The sequence below is a fragment of the Winogradskyella schleiferi genome (genome assembly GCF_013394655.1).
Lineage (GTDB): Bacteria > Bacteroidota > Bacteroidia > Flavobacteriales > Flavobacteriaceae > Winogradskyella > Winogradskyella schleiferi.
Map to the genome: position 1 here is coordinate 1,862,788 of NZ_CP053351.1, position 18,745 is coordinate 1,881,532.

Consider the following 18,745-nt stretch of genomic DNA (forward strand, 5'->3'; position numbering starts at 1 on the left):
TTTACTTTGATAAGTTAAATTTAATTTTCTATAATCCAAATCTAAATCCATGACGTAATTATAACTGTTAATCGGATATTTTTGCATTTGACTCCTTTTAAATATTGTTTGCGATATGTATTTCACTATTGCAATTATATAAAAAAGTAAGTAATTTATTGCATTAATATACGCTTTATCGAATAATATTGTTTTTAAACCCGTATATATAATTTAATTTCTAGATTAGCCCTTAGAATATAATTGAGTAGCCCCAAGTTTCTCTAAAACTAATAACCCTTATGATTTTTTTTACTAAGCCTACTAACGCTTTTATAAAAGTAATTTTTGTTTTTTTATTTTTTTTCTCAAATTTATCAATACAGGCTCAGCTGCCTGCATTTCCCAGCGCAAAAGGAGCTGGCGCCTACACAACAGGTGGTCGCGGAGGTATAGTTGTCCATGTAACTAACCTTAATGCAAGCGGGCCAGGTAGCTTAAAAGCGGCCTTGACAATGACCGTGCCTAGAACCATAGTGTTTGATGTAAGTGGGATTATTTCAATAGATAAATTACTTTATATAGGACCAGAGAGCGGCGATTTTACACTCGCTGGACAAACAGCCCCAGAAGGAGGAATCACAATTGCAGGAGGAAGAGTTTATTTTGCAGGTGTCACCAACTATATAATGCGTCATATTAGGTTTAAAGGTGGTTTTGAGGCAGATTGGGTACCTAATACAGGAGATAATTTAGGTTCAGCGTCTTTCTCAGCAGTCAGTGATATATATGAATCTATAATAGATCACTGTTCATTTGGTTTTGCTAAAACAATGCCTAATTGGGTTAAACAAGGTAGTCAAGTAGGACTTGTAGATAAAACGACAATTCATAGATGCTTTTTTTCTGAGACAGTCAAAGGTGCTTTAATAGGTCAGGATGTTGATAATACGCCTTACTACTTATCAGGAGACATGACATTCTCAAAGAATGTTTTTTATAATGTAAGATATAGAACTCCCAACATTACGGGTAATCATGGCCCAGGGAATTCGTTTGATGTTATAAACAATTTAACGTGGCAAGCACAAGGTCGGATAACAAGATCATCTGGAGATACAAATATAAATCAGTTAAATAATGCGACATATCAAGGATCCTTGCCACTTGGAGATAAAAATTTGAATCTATATTCCGAGGGCTGGAATCCTAAGATATACACCAGTGGAAATATAATAAATGCTCCTAATATCCATAGTACGTTATCAAACACTCTTGATGAGATGAATGCTGATAACACTTTAACTTGGAAATACTTTGTTGGTTCGAATTATGGTGTCCAATTACCAGAAAGTTTTTTTATGAGCACGCCGTATCCAATTAGAGGTATATCACAACCTATACTAGATGCAAGTGAATTGAGATTAACATTACCTAATGATGTTGGATGTAATGCAAGACTTAATGCAGACGGGAGTGTAAGTCCTAATTTAGATAGTTATGATGCTGAATATTTACAAAATATATTGAATAATGTCATGGTAACACCTATTGACAACTATTCACTAAATCCAATACCATCAGTAACCAGACCAGACAATTTTTACGCAAGTAACCCACACATCCCAGAAATTTGGTTTAATGCTAACGTACCCTCTGGTCAAAACCATAATGATATAGCTCCTAGCGGTTATACTTGGTTAGAAGAATATTTAAATCAAGTTGATAGTCCTACGAATTCTATTGGAGTTGAGAGTGTTGAAGTTACTCCGGCAACTGAGGATCTTGAAATAACAGACACACTGCAATTAGCTACAACTTTTCTTCCATCAAATGCCACCAATTTAGAAGGAACATGGACCTCAAGTGATGAGACTATCGCTACCGTAGATGCCAATGGTTTGGTGTCTCCTGTTTCTTTAGGAATAGTAGAGATTACATTTACCAGTAATTTTAATGATAGCATAAACGACACATCCGAAATAACGGTTTTTGCCGGAGCGCTCGAGGCGAGCGCAGGTATTGACCAACAAATTTGTCTAGGCGAAAGCACCACACTCGAAGCCAGTGGAGGGACAAATTACGTTTGGAGCACAGGAGAAACAACGGCTACAATAGATGTAACCCCAGAGGCTACTACAACATATAGTGTAAATGTTGCTGACGATTACGGTCAATCAGAAGAAGTTTCTGTAACAATTACTGTCAATGAATTGCCTGTTGCTGTCGCAGGTGAAGATCAATCGATATGTCAAGGTGAAACGACTACACTAACTGCCAGTGGTGGCACGTCCTTTTTATGGAATACAGGTGAAATCACCGCTACCATTGAAGTGAGTCCAATAGAGGAGACTGTTTATAGCGTAGAAGTAAGTGATGAGAATTGTTCAAGCACTGATGAAGTCACCATTTTTGTGAATGAAGCTCCAGAATTAACAATAACGGAAGATGTAGTAATTGTTGAAGGAGAATCTACTACTCTTACAGCTAGTGGAAGCGATAATTACGAATGGAATACTGGAGAAACCACAGATTCCGTTACTGTAAATCCTACGATTACCACAACATATACAGTCTCAACAACAGGTGTTGGAGATTGTCCAAGTAATGCTGAGGTTACTGTAACGGTAATCCCAGAGGTTGTAGCCAATGCAGGTGAGGACATAACTATATGTAATGGAGAGTCAGTTACTTTAACGGCTTCAGGTGGTTCTACTTATGCCTGGGATACTGGCGATGTCGGATCTGAGCTAATTATCAATCCATCGGAAACTACAACTTTTACAGTTACTGTCGAAGATGATTACGGTTATACCGATACAGATGAAGTTACCATTTTTGTAAATGAAGCCCCAGAACTAATAGTAACAGAAGATTTGGTAATTGTTGAAGGTGAATCTACAACCCTCAACGTAACAGGAAGCGACAATTATGCATGGAGTACAGGAGAAACTACGGATTCTATTACTGTAAACCCAACAGTTACTGAAACATATACAGTTACCACTACCGGTGTTAACGGTTGTTCCAATAATGCTGAGGTTACAGTGACTGTAATTCCTGAAGTAGTTGCCAGTGCAGGGGATGACGTCACCATTTGTAATGGGGAATCAGTAACATTATTAGCTACAGGAGGCTCTGCTTACACGTGGAATACTGGAGATGTAAGTTCTGAAATAGTCGTTATTCCAACGGAAACTACAACTTATTCAGTTATTGCAGAAGATAATTATGGATATACCGCTACAGATGATGTTACCATTTTTGTAAATGAAGCACCTGAAATGACTGTTAGTGATGCTGTTTTTGTCATGATAGGAAACTCGGCTATACTTACAGCTAGTGGTGCAAGTACCTATTCTTGGAATACAGGAGAAACTTCGGACGAAATAACCGTAACTCCAGATGTTACTACAACTTATACTGTTATTGGTGAAGGAGAAAATGGTTGTCAATCTACTGCTGAAGTTATTGTAACTGTAGTAGAACAATTAAATGCAAATGCTGGTGAGGATGTTTCAATTTGTTTAGGAGAAAGCATAACATTAAACGCATCAGGTGGAATAACTTATACATGGAATACAGGCGAAACAGGTGCAACGCCAACATTGACACCTACTGAAACTACAACATATACAGTTACCGTTGAAGATGGATTTGGTAATTCTGATTCCGATGATGTAACGGTTACTGTCAACTCTGTTCCAACAGCTCAAGCTGGTGAGAATCAAACGATTTGTCAAGGTGAAGCGGTTACATTGACAGCGACAGCAGAAGGTGGAGATTCCTATTTATGGAGCACTGGTGAGACTACGGCTTCGATTGTTGTAAACCCGAATGAAGATACTGTTTATACCGTTGAGGTTTCCAATGGTTTCTGTTCACATAATGATGATGTGTCAGTATTTGTTTTACCTACACCAGAAATCATTTTAAGTGAAGATATTGTTTTAGTTACTGGTAATACAACAACCCTTGAAGCCTCTGGTGCTGACACTTATTTATGGAGTACCGGTGAAACAACAACTTCAATATTAGTGAATCCAACAGAAACTACAACTTATACTATTACTGGATTTTTAAGTAATGGTTGTGAAAGTACAGCTCAGGTCATAGTTACGGTAGTTCCACAAGTCGTTGCAGATGCTGGTGAAGATGTTACAATATGTAGTGGAGAAAGTGTAACCTTAGATGCCAATGGTGGTGGTAATTACTCTTGGAATACGGGAGAAACGAGTGAATCAATAATTTTGACCCCAACTATTTCTACAACATATACTGTTACGGTAAGTGATAATTATGGAAACTCAGATTCCGATAGCGTGACTGTTACAGTTAATGAGTTGCCTAATATAAACTTGAGTGACAACATTACTATATTTGAAGGGGAAAGCACAACTTTAAACGTAACTGGTGCAGCCACTTATCTATGGAATACAAGTGAAACGACGGAATCAATTGTTGTTAACCCTTTAGAAACCACAACATATAGTGTTACAGGATATTCAGTTAATGATTGCCAAATTACAGATGAAGTTACAGTTACCGTAATACCAGAAGTCATTGCAAATGCTGGCGAAGATTTTACTATTTGTGAAGGAGAGAGTGTTACTTTAAATGCTATAGGCGGAGGTGGTACAAACTATTCTTGGAATACCGGAGAAACGAGCGCTTCAATATCAGTGAGTCCAACAGTGACTTCAACATATACTGTTACAATCAGTGATGATTTTGGCAACTCCGATACAGATAGCGTTACCGTTACGGTAAATGAGTTGCCTAATATAAGCTTGAGTGACGACATTACAATATTTGAAGGAGAAAGTACAACTTTAAACGTAACTGGTGCAGTTACTTATCTATGGAATACAGGAGAAACGACGGAATCAATTGTTATTGCCCCTTTAGAAACCACAACATATAGTGTTACAGGATATTCAGTTAATGATTGCCAAATTACAGATGAAGTTACAGTTACCGTAATACCAGAAGTCATTGCAAATGCTGGCGAAGATTTTACTATCTGTGAAGGAGAGAGTGTTACTTTAAATGCTACAGGCGGAGGTGGTACAAATTATTCTTGGAATACGGGAGAAACGAGCGCTTCAATATCAGTGAGTCCAACAGTGACTACAGCATATACTGTTACAATCAGTGATGATTTTGGTAACTCCGATACAGATAGTGTAAGCGTTACTGTAAATGAATTGCCGAGTATAACTTTAAGTAACGATATATCAATTATCGAAGGTCAAAGTACTACTTTGACCGCAAATGGTGCAGTTTCTTACCTTTGGGATACAGGTGAAACTTCTAATTCAATTACTGTTAGTCCTATAGAAACAACCACCTATAATGTTGTAGGTTTTTCAACCAGTGGTTGTGAAACCATAGAAGAAGTTACAGTTACTGTAATACCTGAGGTCATAGCAAATGCAGGTAATGACGTTTCCATTTGTTTCGGCGATAGTGTTACTTTGAATGCTTCAGGTGGAGGTGGTACAAATTATTTATGGAATACTGGACAAACTAGCCCATCAATAACAATATTTCTCACAGAAACCACAACCTTTACAGTCACTGTGTCAGATGATTTTGGAAACTCAGATTCAGATAGTGTAACTGTAATAGTCAATTCTTTAATTGAATTTGATGTTAGTGAAAACGTTACAATTTATGAAGGGGAAAGTGCCAACTTAACTGCAACTGGTGCAGCAACTTATTTATGGAATACGGGCGAGACCACTGAAACCATAATTGTTAATCCAACAGAAACGACTACATACAACGTTACTGGCTCTTCGTCTGGTAATTGTGAAATTACAGAAGAAGTGACAGTTACGGTAATTCCAGAAGTAAATGCTAATGCAGGTAACGATGTTGTTATTTGTGCAGGAGAGAGCGTTAATTTAAATGCTTCAGGTGGCACTAATTATTCTTGGAATACAGGGGAAACATCGGCATCTATTACAATGAGTCCAACAGTAACAACTACTTACTCAGTAACGGTTTCTGATGATTTTGGAAATTCGGATTCAGATAGTGTTACAGTTACCGTAAATGATTTACCTGAAATAGATGTTAGTGAAAATATAACAATATTTGAAGGAGAAAGTGCGACTTTAAATGTAAATGGAGCAGAGACTTATCTTTGGAGTACAGGAGAAACTTCAGATGTCATTAACGTTAGCCCAACTGTAACAACTACTTATACAGTTTTGGGTTTGACAAACTCTTGTACTAGTGAGGAAGCTCAGGTCACAGTAACTGTTACTCCATTATTTGTAGCTTCTGCAGGTACTGATGAGTATGTATGCGACAATCAAACCAATAGTGTGGTATTAACGGCAAGTGAAGGCGATAGTTATATTTGGAGTACTGGAGAAACAACACAGAGTATTGAAGTCAATCCATTGTCTACCACATCGTATAGTGTTACTGTAACTATTGGTGAACAAGAAGCTTCTGATAATGTGGTGGTACATGTTGATCCTAGTCCAAATGTAGAAATTGCCAATGGAGATAGTATAGAAATTTTGAATGGTGATTTTATCACATTATCTGCTTCTGGAGCAAATTCATACGAATGGAATAATGGTGCGACACAACCCAATATTGCAGTTAGCCCTTCTATTACGACTACGTATGAGGTTAGAGGTTATATTGGTGATTGTTATGACGACAAACAAGTTACTGTAAATGTCATACAGCCCGTTATAGCAGAGGCAGGTGAAGATCAAATTATTTGTTTAGATGAGGTAGCAACATTAACTGCAAATGGAGGTGAAGAATATTTATGGAGTACAGGTGAAACGACCCAAACTATAGAAGTGTCTCCTGAAGAAACAACGGATTATGTTGTTACCGTATTTAATGCTTTAGATTTTGCTGAAGATACAGTTAGGGTAGAAGTAGATACAGAATGTAATGAGCAAATTTCTAGTCCAACTGGTATTCCAAAAGATTTTAAATTTAAGTTGTATCCAAATCCAGCTTCAGATATTGTTAATATTAAATATTCTGGTGTACTAGTGGTATCAGATGTTTATATCTATAATGTTACAGGAAAATTAGTGCAGCGCACTAAAGTGCTTAATGAGAATATTAGTACAAGTGCAACAAAACAAATTGATATTAGTTCGCTTCAATCCGGTGTTTATTTTGTAAAATTAATTGGAGAAGAAAAGGACATTACCGAGAAGTTACTCGTTAAATAACGATAATAAAAGTAATAACAATCAAAAAAGCACCAAATTCATAATTTGGTGCTTTTGGTTTACCTGAAATTCGTTGTTACTTCCCAATTGAAGAATATTCAAATCCAATATTTTCCATTTCAGTTTTGTCCAATATATTTCTACCATCAAATATAAAGGCTGGTTTCTTCATACTAGCGTATATTTTTTGCCAATCAAAAGTTTTAAACTCATCCCATTCTGTCATAATCGCTATAGCATGAGCATCTTTTGTGGCTTCATATGGATTCTCAAAAGAAGTGACAAGCTCCTCATTTTCTTCCTCAGATCTTGAGTTAAGATAATTAAGGTCGGCTTGTACCTTTTTATCGTTTACTTTTGGATCGTAAACAGCGATATGTGCTTGTTCATTCAGTAAATGATCTGCTACATAAATTGCAGCAGATTCCCTGGTGTCATTTGTATCTTTCTTAAAAGCCCAACCTAACATTGCAATTTTTTTACCAGAAACAGTATTGTATAATGTGCTTATTAGATTATCCGAAAAACGTCGTTTTTGATGATCGTTTAAAATAATAACTTGTTCCCAATAGTCGGCAACGGCGTTAAGACCATAACTTCTAGCAATGTAAACAAGGTTCAAGATATCTTTCTGAAAACAAGAACCACCAAAACCAATAGAAGCGTTTAAAAATTTTGGTCCAATTCTAGAATCCATACCAATTGCCCTAGCAACTTCGTTCACGTCGGCTTCTGTATGTTCACATAATTCTGAAATGGCATTGATTGACGAAATCCTTTGTGCTAAAAAGGCGTTGGCTGTTAATTTGGATAATTCAGAAGACCAAACATTGGTTCTCAAAATTCTTTCTTGGGGAACCCAACTTCCATAAACATTTGCTAAACTCTCTATGGCTTCTTCAGATTCTCCACCAATCAAAACACGATCAGGATTCAATAAATCTTGAATCGCCGTTCCTTCGGCCAAAAATTCTGGATTGGATAAGATGCTAAAATTCACATCACTTCCTGTATTGTGCAAGATACTTTTTATCGCTTGAGCTGTCCTCACAGGTAATGTAGATTTTTCCACTACAATTTTATCAGTTGTAGCCACTTCAGCAATATTTCTAGCACATAATTCTACATACTTCAAATCAGCAGCCATACCTTTTCCTTTACCATAAGTCTTGGTTGGCGTGTTAACAGAAATAAAAATCATTTCAGATTCCTTAATTGTCTTGTCTATTTCAGTGGAAAAAAATAAGTTTTTTCCTCTAGTTTCTTCAACAATCTCTGCCAGACCTGGTTCGTAAATAGGTAATTTTGATACGTCTTTGTCGTTCCAAGCGGCAATGCGTTCTGCATTTATATCAACGATAGTAACTTTTATATTCGGATTCTTTTTTGCAATAACTGCCATTGTAGGTCCACCTACATAACCAGCTCCAATACAACAAATTTTTGTGATTTTCATTTTTTAAGTTTATAATGATTTGAGTCAAATTTTAGAATGTGCACAAATTTGACGTAAATAATTTAATTCAAATAATATTTTATACCAACGACCTCTTTTTACGATAAGTTTCATAACATCACGAAAAAAAGACATTTAGTAAAGATTTTCGGTTAATTATAATAGCGTTTAAACCAATCGATAAAGGATTTGACACCGTGTTTTATAGAGGTATTTGGACTGTAATCGTAATCCTTTATCAATTCATCTACATCTGCCCATGTACGTTCCACATCACCTGGCTGCATTTCCATCATATTTTTAGTTGCTACTTTATCTAGGTTTAGTTCAATTTCTTTAATAAAGTCCAATAATTTTACTGAGTTATTATTTCCAATGTTATAGACTTTGTAAAGGTTATTGGCTTCAATTCTCTTTGCTGGAGATTTTTCAATGATTCTGACTACACCTTCTACGATATCATCTATATATGTAAAATCACGTTCCATATTACCATGGTTAAACACTTTAATCGGTCTATCATTTACAATAGCGTCAGTAAACAGAAACATGGCCATATCCGGTCGACCCCAAGGACCATAAACGGTAAAGAACCTCAGTCCAGTAGTGGGTATCTTAAAGAGATGACTATAGGTATGAGCCATAAGTTCGTTACTCTTTTTAGTTGCTGCATACAAACTAATAGGATGGTCTACATTATCATCAGTAGAGAATGGGATTTTTTTATTCATACCATAAACACTAGAGCTACTGGCATAGACTAAATGTTTAATTGCATTGTTCCTGCAACATTCCAAAACATTCAAAAATCCTACCAAATTTGAATCTACATAGGCGTCAGGATTTTCCAAACTATAGCGAACTCCTGCTTGAGCAGCAAGGTTGCAGACGATATCGAATTGTTCTTTTTTGAATAATATTGGAAGTTCTTCTCTGTTTTCAAGATTCATTCTAACAAAGCTGAATTCTCCCGATTTACTTTTACTTAGTGTATCAAATTTTGAAGCTTCAATTTTGTCAATACCTAATTCGTTAAGTCTTGCAAATTTTAAATTAATATCATAATAATCATTGATGTTATCTAAACCAACAACTTGATGCCCTTTAGATAAAAGAACTTTTGAAACATAAAATCCTATAAAACCCGCAGCTCCTGTTACTAATATTTTCATGCTAAATGCTTTTTGCTATTTTGAAAAATAATTCCCAAAGATGACTATTTCAAATGACACCACTAAATTCTTACATCAACAATTTAAAATTATTAGATGTTTGTATAATTTATATCGAGGAGTGTCGCTATGGAATCACAATTCTTAACGGTAAGCTCCATATTTTGCTTTTTATAGCTATTATCGATATGATATATCTTGCATGTATCTAATTCCGTGTTGCTTTTAGAAAAATCCACACTTCCAAATTTTATCAAATTGGAAACTGTTAAACTGTCTAATTGATTATATTTAATGAATTCTGAAGCGTTCATTGAATAAAACAATGGTTTAGAACTAATGTTTTTAACTGTTCTGGCATTGGGACTGTAATCACAAGATGCATCTTTCCCGTTAAGAAAAAACATGAGAAGGATTAAGCCTATAGCAAAGCCACCAAGATAGTAGCCTAAACGGTGTATAAATTTCATAGTTAGAAAATCAATAAATTGGCATCGCTAAATTCTAAGCCAAACCATTCTGCAACCGATTTGTTAGTTAAAATGCCGTGGTAAAAATACAACCCATTTTTTAAACCGCGATCAAATCTAAGTGCATTTTCTATTCCTCCATAGTCTCCAATTTCCAAGAGGTATGGTGTACAAAAATTGCTAATGGAAACCGAAGCTGTTCTTGAGTAGCGCGCAGGAATATTGGGCACACAGTAGTGTGTTACGCCATTATATTCAAAGGTAGGTTTGTCGTGTGTGGTAACTTCGCTGGTTTCAAAGCAACCTCCCATATCTATACTCACGTCGATAATTACCGAACCAGATTTCATATGGCTCATCATACTTTCAGTAACTACAATTGGCGCACGATTAGTGCCTCTAACGGCACCAATGGCTACATCGCAGCGTTTCAGGGCTTTTAAAAGGTTTTTGGGTTGCATAGTGGAAGTATAAATAGTACGACCAAGATTATTTTGAAGACGACGTAATTTTGTAATGGAACTATCAAATACTTTAATATTGGCACCTAAACCAATAGCAGATCTAGCGGCAAACTCACCAACAGTACCAGCACCCAAAATTACAACTTCTGTGGGCGGCACACCATTAATATTACCTAGCATTAAGCCATTGCCGCCATTAACGTTGGAGAGCAATTCTGAAGCAATTAATATGGAAGCCGTACCCGCGATTTCACTTAAGGAACTTACAGCAGGATATGCGCCATCATCATCCTTTATATACTCAAATGCTAATGCGGTAATCCGCTTTTTCGCTAAAGCTTCAAAATAGGATTTATTTTGGGTTTTTATTTGAAGCGCAGAAATTAAAAGTGTTTGTGGATTGATTAATTTTATTTCATCTAAAGATGGCGGTTCCACTTTCAGAATAATAGGGCAGGAGTACACTTTTGCCTTATCCTTGGTCACTTCGGCACCAGCTTCGCTATAATTTTTATCTTTAAAGTTCGCACCTTCGCCAGCACCAGACTCGAACAAAACTCTGTGGCCATTTGCCGTCAATGCCGAAACAGCATCTGGTGTAAGGCAAATACGACGCTCTTGAAAATGGGCTTCTTTGGGAATCCCAATAAAGAGTTCTCCTTTCTGCTTAAGAATCTCTAAAGTTTCTTCTTGAGGTAATAATTGGGCTTTAGTAAATGGCGATAGCGATATGCTCATTGAAGTTGATGACTTTGGTTTACCATTGCAATATAACGAATTAGGCTATATAATTGGTTGTATTAATCGAACTTCAAATTACGAATAAATATTAAGATTGTTAAGTAAATCTAAAAATACTGCTTAACCTTGCTCCAAAGACCTTTAGGCTTAATCATAAACTCTTCTTCCATTTCTTCTAATGTTTTATCCGCATTATTAATCTTGTTAAACATTTTGGCTCTGATTAAATAGATTGAGGGTATCACTATTGCCATAATAGGTAGCAAATAAATTATTTGAGATTCATCTAGATTATTTTGATCTTCATTGAAAAGATTAAATATTTGATATATATACATGATTATTGGAACCAACAATGCATGATACCACCAATGACGACAGGTGAAAAACCAGAGAAAAAGCAATAGTAAGGGTACAGCTTTTCCAGTTAATATCCACATTACAAGATTGGCGTTTCCCCAAACTTTACTATCATAACTAAATAAAAAAGTGTTCCAAGTTTCTGTACTTGGAACACCTTCATATAAAGAGAATAAGTAAGGCGTAATTGCTAATATTATTGCAACCACAGTGCCTAATTTAAAGCCTGATTTAACCTTTGGTAGGTACTTTAAACTTGTGTTTCTCAATTTGTGTTGTTGTTTGTCCATCTAAGTCAATAATGTTAGTAGCTTGTACAGTAAATAACATTCCTCCAAAGATGGCAATAGCTAGTACTAAATTTTTTTTAGTTTTCATAATTTAAGGGATTTAATTAATTAATTGTAACAAAAGTAAGGGCATTGCGGGCTGCTTACAAATGGGAAACTGTTAAAATCCAAGAAATTTTGAGGCTTCAATTACGGTTTTTCCGTAATACTAGTGTATTATTGTAGGAATATTACTAATATTTTATTTAATACTTCACTGTTTTTAAGTCTGTTTTTTTGGTTAAATGTTTCGTGTTTATAGTTAATTTGAGGGATCTTATATGGTCCTTTAAGATAGTAATGGTAATGGTTTGAGAATCTTCTGGGATGAGTTCTTCAATACGTTCTGGCCATTCCATAAACAACCAATGGTTGTTATTTAAATAATCTTCGATTCCAAAGTTATAAGCTTCATCTATAGATTCTATTCTGTAAAAATCAAAATGATAGACTTTATCGTCTGGTAAGGCGTACTCATTTACAATTGAAAACGTTGGGCTGGTAGCAACATCGCTACTTTGCATTGCTTTTAATAGTGCATTAATAAAGGTGGTTTTACCTGCTCCCATACCACCATTAAAAAGTAGAGTTTTTGAGTCTACATGTTCCAACACACTGGCTGCAATGGCGTCTATATCCTTTAAATGGTATGTAAACTCTATCGTTTTCAAAATTGGTTAAAGTAGTAATTGGTACAAGATTAATAAAAAAAAATCAAATAACCTAAAAAAAAGTGTATTTCATCGATTAATTGTGCCGTTTAAGGATTTTATTTCAAGCTTAAGGTGACTAATTTTAGTTTATCTTACCACCAATATAATGCTTATATTTCCCTTTTGTCTCCATATACGAAGTAGAAAGAAAAAAGTTTTCGGCAGCCAAGCCGTTAATTTGTGCATATTGATTAGTGCCAATTTGTGAAATTCTTGTCTTTTTGGTTTTAATCGATGGCAATCCTGATAATCCTTGTCAACTTTTTTTTCTTCGACGGCCTTTGAGAAACCTCTTCTTAATAGTATTTATCTCAAAACCTAAAAGTTTTCAATGAAACTTTTGTCTAAATTCTAATATCTAAAAGAAAAGCGGTTTAGTTTCTTTCCATGCTACTTAGGATCCATTACCACAAAAGGTATAATCATTTCTTCCAAAGACACACCGCCATGCTGATAAGTGTTTCTGTAATAACTCACATAATGGTTAAAATTATTTGGATACGCCAAAAACAAATCGCCTTTAGCAAAAATAAAAGAACTGCTCATATTTAAGGAAGGTAAATGAATGGACTTAGGGTCTTTAACTGCCAATACATCTTTGTCTTGATAAGTAAGACTTCGACCTGTTTTATAACGTAGATTTAAACTGGTGTCTCTATCTCCAATAACTTTAGAAGGCGCTTTTACATTTATGGTGCCATGATCGGTGGTCAATATGAGTTTGAAACCCAATTGTTGCGATAGCTGAATCATTTCCAATAAAGGCGAGTTTTTGAACCAACTTACTGTCAGCGAACGATACGCCTTATCATTTGACGCCAATTCTTTAACCACTTCCATTTCGGTTTTAGAGTGAGAGAGCATATCCACAAAATTATAGACAATTACATTGAGGTCATTTTCCTTTAGCGATCTAAAGTTTTCAACCAGCTTTTTACCCGATTTCAGATTGGTAATTTTATGGTATTCATGTTTGATATGTCCTAATCCCAAACGTTTTAATTGTTCTCTTAAAAAATCGCCTTCGTGCATGTTTTTTCCGCCTTCGTCAGTATCGTTTTTCCAATACTGCGGAAACAAGCTTTCCATATCTGCTGGCATTAATCCAGAGAAAATGGCATTTCTGGCATATTGCGTCGCCGTTGGCAAGATGCTATAAAATGCTAATTCTGAAGCTTTTTTGTAGTAATTGTTAACAATAGGTTCAAAGGCTTTCCATTGGTCGTAGCGCAAATTATCAATAACAACCAAAAGTGTGGGTTGCTTATCGCTTAATTCTGGTACCACTTTATCCTTAAATAGCGTATGAGACATCACAGGTGCATCAGTATTCGGTTGGAACCAATCTTCGTAATTTTTCTCAATAAACTTACCGAATTGCATATTGGCTTCGGTTTTTTGGGATTCGAGAATGTCTGTCATTCCCACATCTTCAATCCCTTCAAGTTGTAATTCCCAGTAAATTAGTTTTTGATATAAATCCACCCATTCTTCAAAAGAATTGACCATGGACAAATCCATGGCAATCTTCCTAAATTCCTGTTGATAATTAGAGGTTGTTTTTTCAGATACCAAACGAGAATGGTCCAAATTCTTCTTCAAGCTCAATAAAATCTGATTCGGGTTTACGGGTTTTATCAAATAATCTGCAATCTTATTACCAATGGCTTCTTCCATAATATATTCCTCTTCACTTTTTGTAATCATTACAATAGGTAAATTGGCACGTCGTTCCTTTATTTCGTTTAACGTTTCCAGACCTGTAAGACCTGGCATATTCTCATCCAAAAAGACAATATCGAAATTAGTATCAGTAATAATTTCTAAAGCTTCCGTACCACTTTGGCATTTGGTAACATTATAGCCTTTTTGTTCTAAAAAAATAATATGAGGCTTTAGTAAGTCGATTTCATCGTCAACCCAGAGAATATTTATCATGTTATGGTATATTTGTTTATTAATTTTTGAATTCTATAAATTTTGCCTACAAATAATAAGCTTAAAATCTTTAACGATCCAATTTACGGATTTATTACGATTCCCAATTCGTTGATTTTCGATATCATTCAGCATAAATACTTTCAAAGGTTACGTCGCATTAGTCAAATGGGATTGTCCTATTTGGTATATCCTGGTGCGCATCATACACGTTTTCATCATGCGTTAGGTTGTATGCACTTAATGCAAAAAGCTATCAATGTGCTTAGTTTTAAAGGGGTTGCGATATCTGAAGATGAAGAAAACGGTTTGTTAATAGCTATTCTTTTGCACGATATTGGCCACGGTCCATTTTCGCATGCCATGGAACATAGCATTGTAAATGACGTTTCACATGAAGAAATTTCGCTTCGTTTTATGGAAGAACTCAATACAGAGTTTAACGGAAGTTTAACGTTAGCCATCTCCATTTTTAAAGGCGAGTATCCAAGACAGTTTATGTGCGAGCTCATTTCTAGCCAATTGGATATGGACAGGGCCGATTATCTTAAACGCGATAGTTTTTATACAGGAGTCGCGGAAGGGAACATTAATAGCGAACGCTTAATTACGATGCTCAACGTTGTAGACGACCAATTAGTAGTTGAGGAAAAAGGCATTTTGAGCGTTGAGAAATTTTTAATTGCCAGACGTTTTATGTATTGGCAAGTATATATGCACAAAACAGGTGTAGTTGCCGAGCAATTATTAGTAGGGACTTTAAAACGAGCCAAAGAAGTGGTGCAGGAAGGGATAAAGTTGAATTGCAGCGACGCTTTATATTATTTTTTGTTTTCAGAAATAAATGCCGAAAATTTTAATTCAGAAACCTTGGCTGTTTTTTCTAAACTAGACGATTATGATATTATTGCAGCCATGAAAGAGTGGCAAAATCATGAAGATTTTGTATTGAGCAATCTTTGTCAAATGATTTTGGATAGAAATTTGTTAAAAGTGAAGTTGAAGAATAAGCCTATCAAGACTTCAGACTTAAAAATGCATGTTGAAGCTTTGATTAAAAAACATAACGTTACAAAGCATGAAGCTTCTTATTTTGTGTTTCATGGTGAATTAATCAATCAAGCATATCAAAATAAATTTCAAAAGATTAATATCTTATTTAAATCTGGAAAAATAAAGGATATTGTTAAGGCATCGGACCAATTAAACCTAAAAGCATTGAGCAAACCCATCACTAAATATTATATGTGCTATCCTAAAAAGAAAATGTAATCCTTTTTTTCTATTTTTGTGGAAACCAACCATGACTTTAAAATCTAATAATTGAAACATTCATATCTAAAACGAAATGCAATAGGAGAATCATTAATTGGAATGTTCCATGCCTGTACTGAGCGAAGTCGAAGTATGACCGTTGTAAAACAATAGATATAGACACATGAAATTTACAGCAGAACAAATCGCAGGTATTTTAGAAGGAACTGTTATTGGCGACCCTAATGTTGAAGTTTTCAAGCTTTCAAAAATCGAAGAAGGAACAAAAGGCTCATTGACTTTTCTATCCAATCTAAAATACACACCTTATATATATAAGACAGAAGCGTCTATAACTATTGTAAATGCAGATTTTGAACCAGAAAAACCAATTTTCACAACGCTCATAAAGGTTGAAGATGCTTACGAGGGCTTTTCAAAATTGTTGGAATATTACAATCAAATTAAGTTAAACAAATCTGGTATAGAGCAACCAAGCTTTATTTCAGATTCCGCGAAAGTTGGTGCTGACATATATATAGGAGCGTTTTCTTATATTGGAGACAACGTGATTCTTGGCGATAATGTTAAGATATTTCCGAATGCTTATATTGGAGATAACGTTACAATTGGAGATAACAGCATTGTGTTTTCCGGAGGCAAGATATATTCAGATTGTGTTATTGGTAAAAGTTGTGTTATTAATTCTGGAGTTATAATAGGAGCAGATGGTTTTGGTTTTGCACCAAATAAAGAAGGTGGATATTCTAAAATCCCTCAAATAGGAAATGTGATATTGGAAGATTTTGTAGATATTGGTGCAGGTACAACTATAGATCGCGCTACCATGGGATCTACAATATTGAGATATGGTGTAAAATTAGATAACCAAATACAGATTGCCCACAACGTAGAGATTGGAAAGAATACTGTAATCGCAGCCCAAACAGGTGTTGCGGGTTCTACCAAAATTGGGGAACACTGCCAAATTGGAGGCCAAGTGGGTATCGCTGGTCATTTATTGATTGGTAATAATGTGAAAATACAAGCCCAATCTGGCATTGGTAGAAATGTAAAAGACAACGAAGTATTACAAGGTTCGCCAGCATTAGGTTACGGTGACTATAATAAATCTTATGTTTATTTTAAAAATTTGCCTAAGATTGTAAAAAATATAAACGAAATAGAAAAAAGAGTAGATGGCCATAATTAAAACGGAGACAAAACAAAAAACCATTGAAAAGGAAGTTACGCTAACAGGAGTCGGACTTCATACTGGTGCAGAAGTAAAGTTGGTGTTTAAACCAGGTGCAGAAAATTCTGGATTTGTGTTTGTACGCGTAGATTTGGAAGGTAGTCCTAAAATCGAAGCGGATGCCAATTACGTTACCAGTACACAGCGAGGAACATGTTTGGAAAGAAATGGAGTAACCATTCAAACTTGCGAGCATGTATTGGCTGCTTTGGTTGGTTTAGATATCGATAATGCAATTTTAGAATTAGATGCTTCAGAGCCACCCATAATGGATGGGTCTTCGAAATATTTTGTAGAGGCCATCGAAAAGGCTGGTATAGTTGAGCAAGATGCATTTAGAGAAGAATATGAAGTAACCCAAGTGGTATCTTACACAGATGAAGAATCTGGTAGTGAGATTATTTTAATGCCTTCTAATTCTTATCAAATTACAACCATGGTTGATTTTGGAACTAAAGTTTTAGGAACTCAAAATGCAACTTTAAATAATGTTTCAGATTTTAAATCTGAAATAGCAAATGCCAGAACGTTTAGTTTTTTGCATGAGATTGAAATGCTGTTAGAACATGGATTGATTAAAGGTGGTGATCTCAACAATGCTATTGTTTATGTAGATAAAGAACTCTCTCCAAAAACTATGGAAAAATTGAGAGTCGCTTTCAAAAAAGATAACATAGCAGTAAAGCCAAATGGCATCTTGGATAATCTAACATTACATCATCCAAACGAGGCAGCACGTCATAAACTATTGGATGTGGTTGGCGATTTAGCATTGATTGGTACACGATTAAGAGGAAAAGTCATTGCTAACAAGCCAGGTCATTTTGTAAATACTCAATTTGCAAAAAAGATGTCTAAGCTTATAAAAAACGAAAGAAGAAATAATGTTCCTCAAGTAGATTTGAATACACCACCTCTAATGGATGTGAATCAAATTATGGATATGTTACCGCACAGACAACCATTTTTGTTGCTGGATAAAGTTTATGAGCTCACGGACAACCATGTTATTGGTATGAAAAATGTGACTATGAACGAAGAGTTCTTTAAAGGACATTTTCCAGGAGCACCAGTAATGCCAGGTGTTTTAATTGTGGAAGCTATGGCACAAACCGGAGGGATTTTAGTTTTGAGCACAGTTCCAGATCCTGAAAATTATTTAACATTTTTCATGAAAATGGATAATGTGAAATTCAAACAAAAAGTAGTGCCTGGTGACACCTTAATATTCAAATGTTCATTAATTACACCAATAAGACGTGGTATTTGCCACATGCAAGGTTATGCATATGCCAATGGTAAATTATGTGCAGAGGCTGAATTGATGGCACAAATATCAAAAGTAAAATAAACACGTTGAATTAAAGTAAAGGTGATTGTAGTTTTATCTATGAACT

General features: G+C 35.3%; 12 protein-coding genes. 4 read left to right on the forward strand and 8 right to left on the reverse strand.

From position 1 onward, the window contains the following. Positions 1-281: 281 nt before the first annotated feature. Positions 282-7,196 carry a T9SS type A sorting domain-containing protein gene (locus HM990_RS08035; protein WP_178988434.1) on the forward strand — a complete coding sequence of 2,305 codons (6,915 nt, stop codon included), beginning with the start codon at positions 282-284 and terminating at the stop codon, positions 7,194-7,196. A gap of 76 nt (positions 7,197-7,272) precedes the next feature. Here HM990_RS08035 and HM990_RS08040 read toward each other — a convergent pair whose 3' ends face one another. From HM990_RS08040 to porX, 8 genes are all read right to left on the reverse strand, one after another. Then, complete coding sequence (locus tag HM990_RS08040; RefSeq protein ID WP_178988435.1) at positions 7,273-8,652, reverse strand: nucleotide sugar dehydrogenase; 1,380 nt, start codon at positions 8,650-8,652, stop codon at positions 7,273-7,275. Positions 8,653-8,804: 152 nt separating this feature from the next. Continuing rightward, a complete protein-coding gene (locus HM990_RS08045; protein WP_178988436.1) occupies positions 8,805-9,824 on the reverse strand; it encodes an NAD-dependent epimerase in 1,020 nt (339 codons plus the stop codon). A gap of 92 nt (positions 9,825-9,916) precedes the next feature. Then, positions 9,917-10,294: a hypothetical protein gene (locus HM990_RS08050; protein WP_178988437.1), complete on the reverse strand. Its 378-nt coding sequence runs from the start codon at positions 10,292-10,294 to the stop codon at positions 9,917-9,919. 2 nt (positions 10,295-10,296) lie between these two features. Further along, positions 10,297-11,496 (reverse strand): alanine dehydrogenase, encoded by a 1,200-nt coding sequence (locus tag HM990_RS08055; protein WP_178988438.1) that lies wholly within the window; start codon positions 11,494-11,496, stop codon positions 10,297-10,299. A 110-nt stretch (positions 11,497-11,606) separates the two neighbouring features. Beyond that, positions 11,607-12,068, reverse strand: coding sequence for a hypothetical protein (locus tag HM990_RS08060; RefSeq protein WP_229719412.1), 462 nt, complete (start codon positions 12,066-12,068; stop codon positions 11,607-11,609). A 22-nt stretch (positions 12,069-12,090) separates the two neighbouring features. Beyond that, entirely contained in the window at positions 12,091-12,237 is a 147-nt protein-coding gene (locus HM990_RS08065) for a hypothetical protein (protein WP_178988440.1), read from the reverse strand. A 157-nt stretch (positions 12,238-12,394) separates the two neighbouring features. Further along, a complete protein-coding gene (tsaE, locus tag HM990_RS08070; protein ID WP_229719413.1) occupies positions 12,395-12,859 on the reverse strand; it encodes a tRNA (adenosine(37)-N6)-threonylcarbamoyltransferase complex ATPase subunit type 1 TsaE in 465 nt (154 codons plus the stop codon). Positions 12,860-13,291: 432 nt separating this feature from the next. After that, positions 13,292-14,839, reverse strand: coding sequence for a T9SS response regulator signal transducer PorX (porX, locus tag HM990_RS08075; protein ID WP_178988441.1), 1,548 nt, complete (start codon positions 14,837-14,839; stop codon positions 13,292-13,294). A gap of 42 nt (positions 14,840-14,881) precedes the next feature. Between porX and HM990_RS08080 the strand changes: the two genes are divergently transcribed. From HM990_RS08080 to HM990_RS08090, 3 genes are all read left to right on the forward strand, one after another. After that, entirely contained in the window at positions 14,882-16,111 is a 1,230-nt protein-coding gene (locus HM990_RS08080; RefSeq protein ID WP_178988442.1) for an HD domain-containing protein, read from the forward strand. A 166-nt stretch (positions 16,112-16,277) separates the two neighbouring features. After that, complete coding sequence (gene lpxD, locus HM990_RS08085; protein ID WP_178988443.1) at positions 16,278-17,306, forward strand: UDP-3-O-(3-hydroxymyristoyl)glucosamine N-acyltransferase; 1,029 nt, start codon at positions 16,278-16,280, stop codon at positions 17,304-17,306. Then, positions 17,293-18,699, forward strand: coding sequence for a bifunctional UDP-3-O-[3-hydroxymyristoyl] N-acetylglucosamine deacetylase/3-hydroxyacyl-ACP dehydratase (locus HM990_RS08090; RefSeq protein ID WP_178988444.1), 1,407 nt, complete (start codon positions 17,293-17,295; stop codon positions 18,697-18,699). The genes lpxD and HM990_RS08090 overlap by 14 nt, the downstream gene beginning before the upstream one ends. The last annotated feature ends 46 nt before the right edge of the window (positions 18,700-18,745 follow it).

Excerpts from the sequence above, each read along its gene's own strand:
- HM990_RS08035 (WP_178988434.1), top strand. The coding sequence starts at position 282 with ATGATTTTTTTTACTAAGCCTACTAACGCTTTTATAAAAGTAATTTTT.
- HM990_RS08040 (WP_178988435.1), bottom strand. The coding sequence starts at position 8,652 with ATGAAAATCACAAAAATTTGTTGTATTGGAGCTGGTTATGTAGGTGGA.
- HM990_RS08045 (WP_178988436.1), bottom strand. The coding sequence starts at position 9,824 with ATGAAAATATTAGTAACAGGAGCTGCGGGTTTTATAGGATTTTATGTT.
- HM990_RS08050 (WP_178988437.1), bottom strand. The coding sequence starts at position 10,294 with ATGAAATTTATACACCGTTTAGGCTACTATCTTGGTGGCTTTGCTATA.
- HM990_RS08055 (WP_178988438.1), bottom strand. The coding sequence starts at position 11,496 with ATGAGCATATCGCTATCGCCATTTACTAAAGCCCAATTATTACCTCAA.
- HM990_RS08065 (WP_178988440.1), bottom strand. The coding sequence starts at position 12,237 with ATGAAAACTAAAAAAAATTTAGTACTAGCTATTGCCATCTTTGGAGGA.
- porX (WP_178988441.1), bottom strand. The coding sequence starts at position 14,839 with ATGATAAATATTCTCTGGGTTGACGATGAAATCGACTTACTAAAGCCT.
- lpxD (WP_178988443.1), top strand. The coding sequence starts at position 16,278 with ATGAAATTTACAGCAGAACAAATCGCAGGTATTTTAGAAGGAACTGTT.
- HM990_RS08090 (WP_178988444.1), top strand. The coding sequence starts at position 17,293 with ATGGCCATAATTAAAACGGAGACAAAACAAAAAACCATTGAAAAGGAA.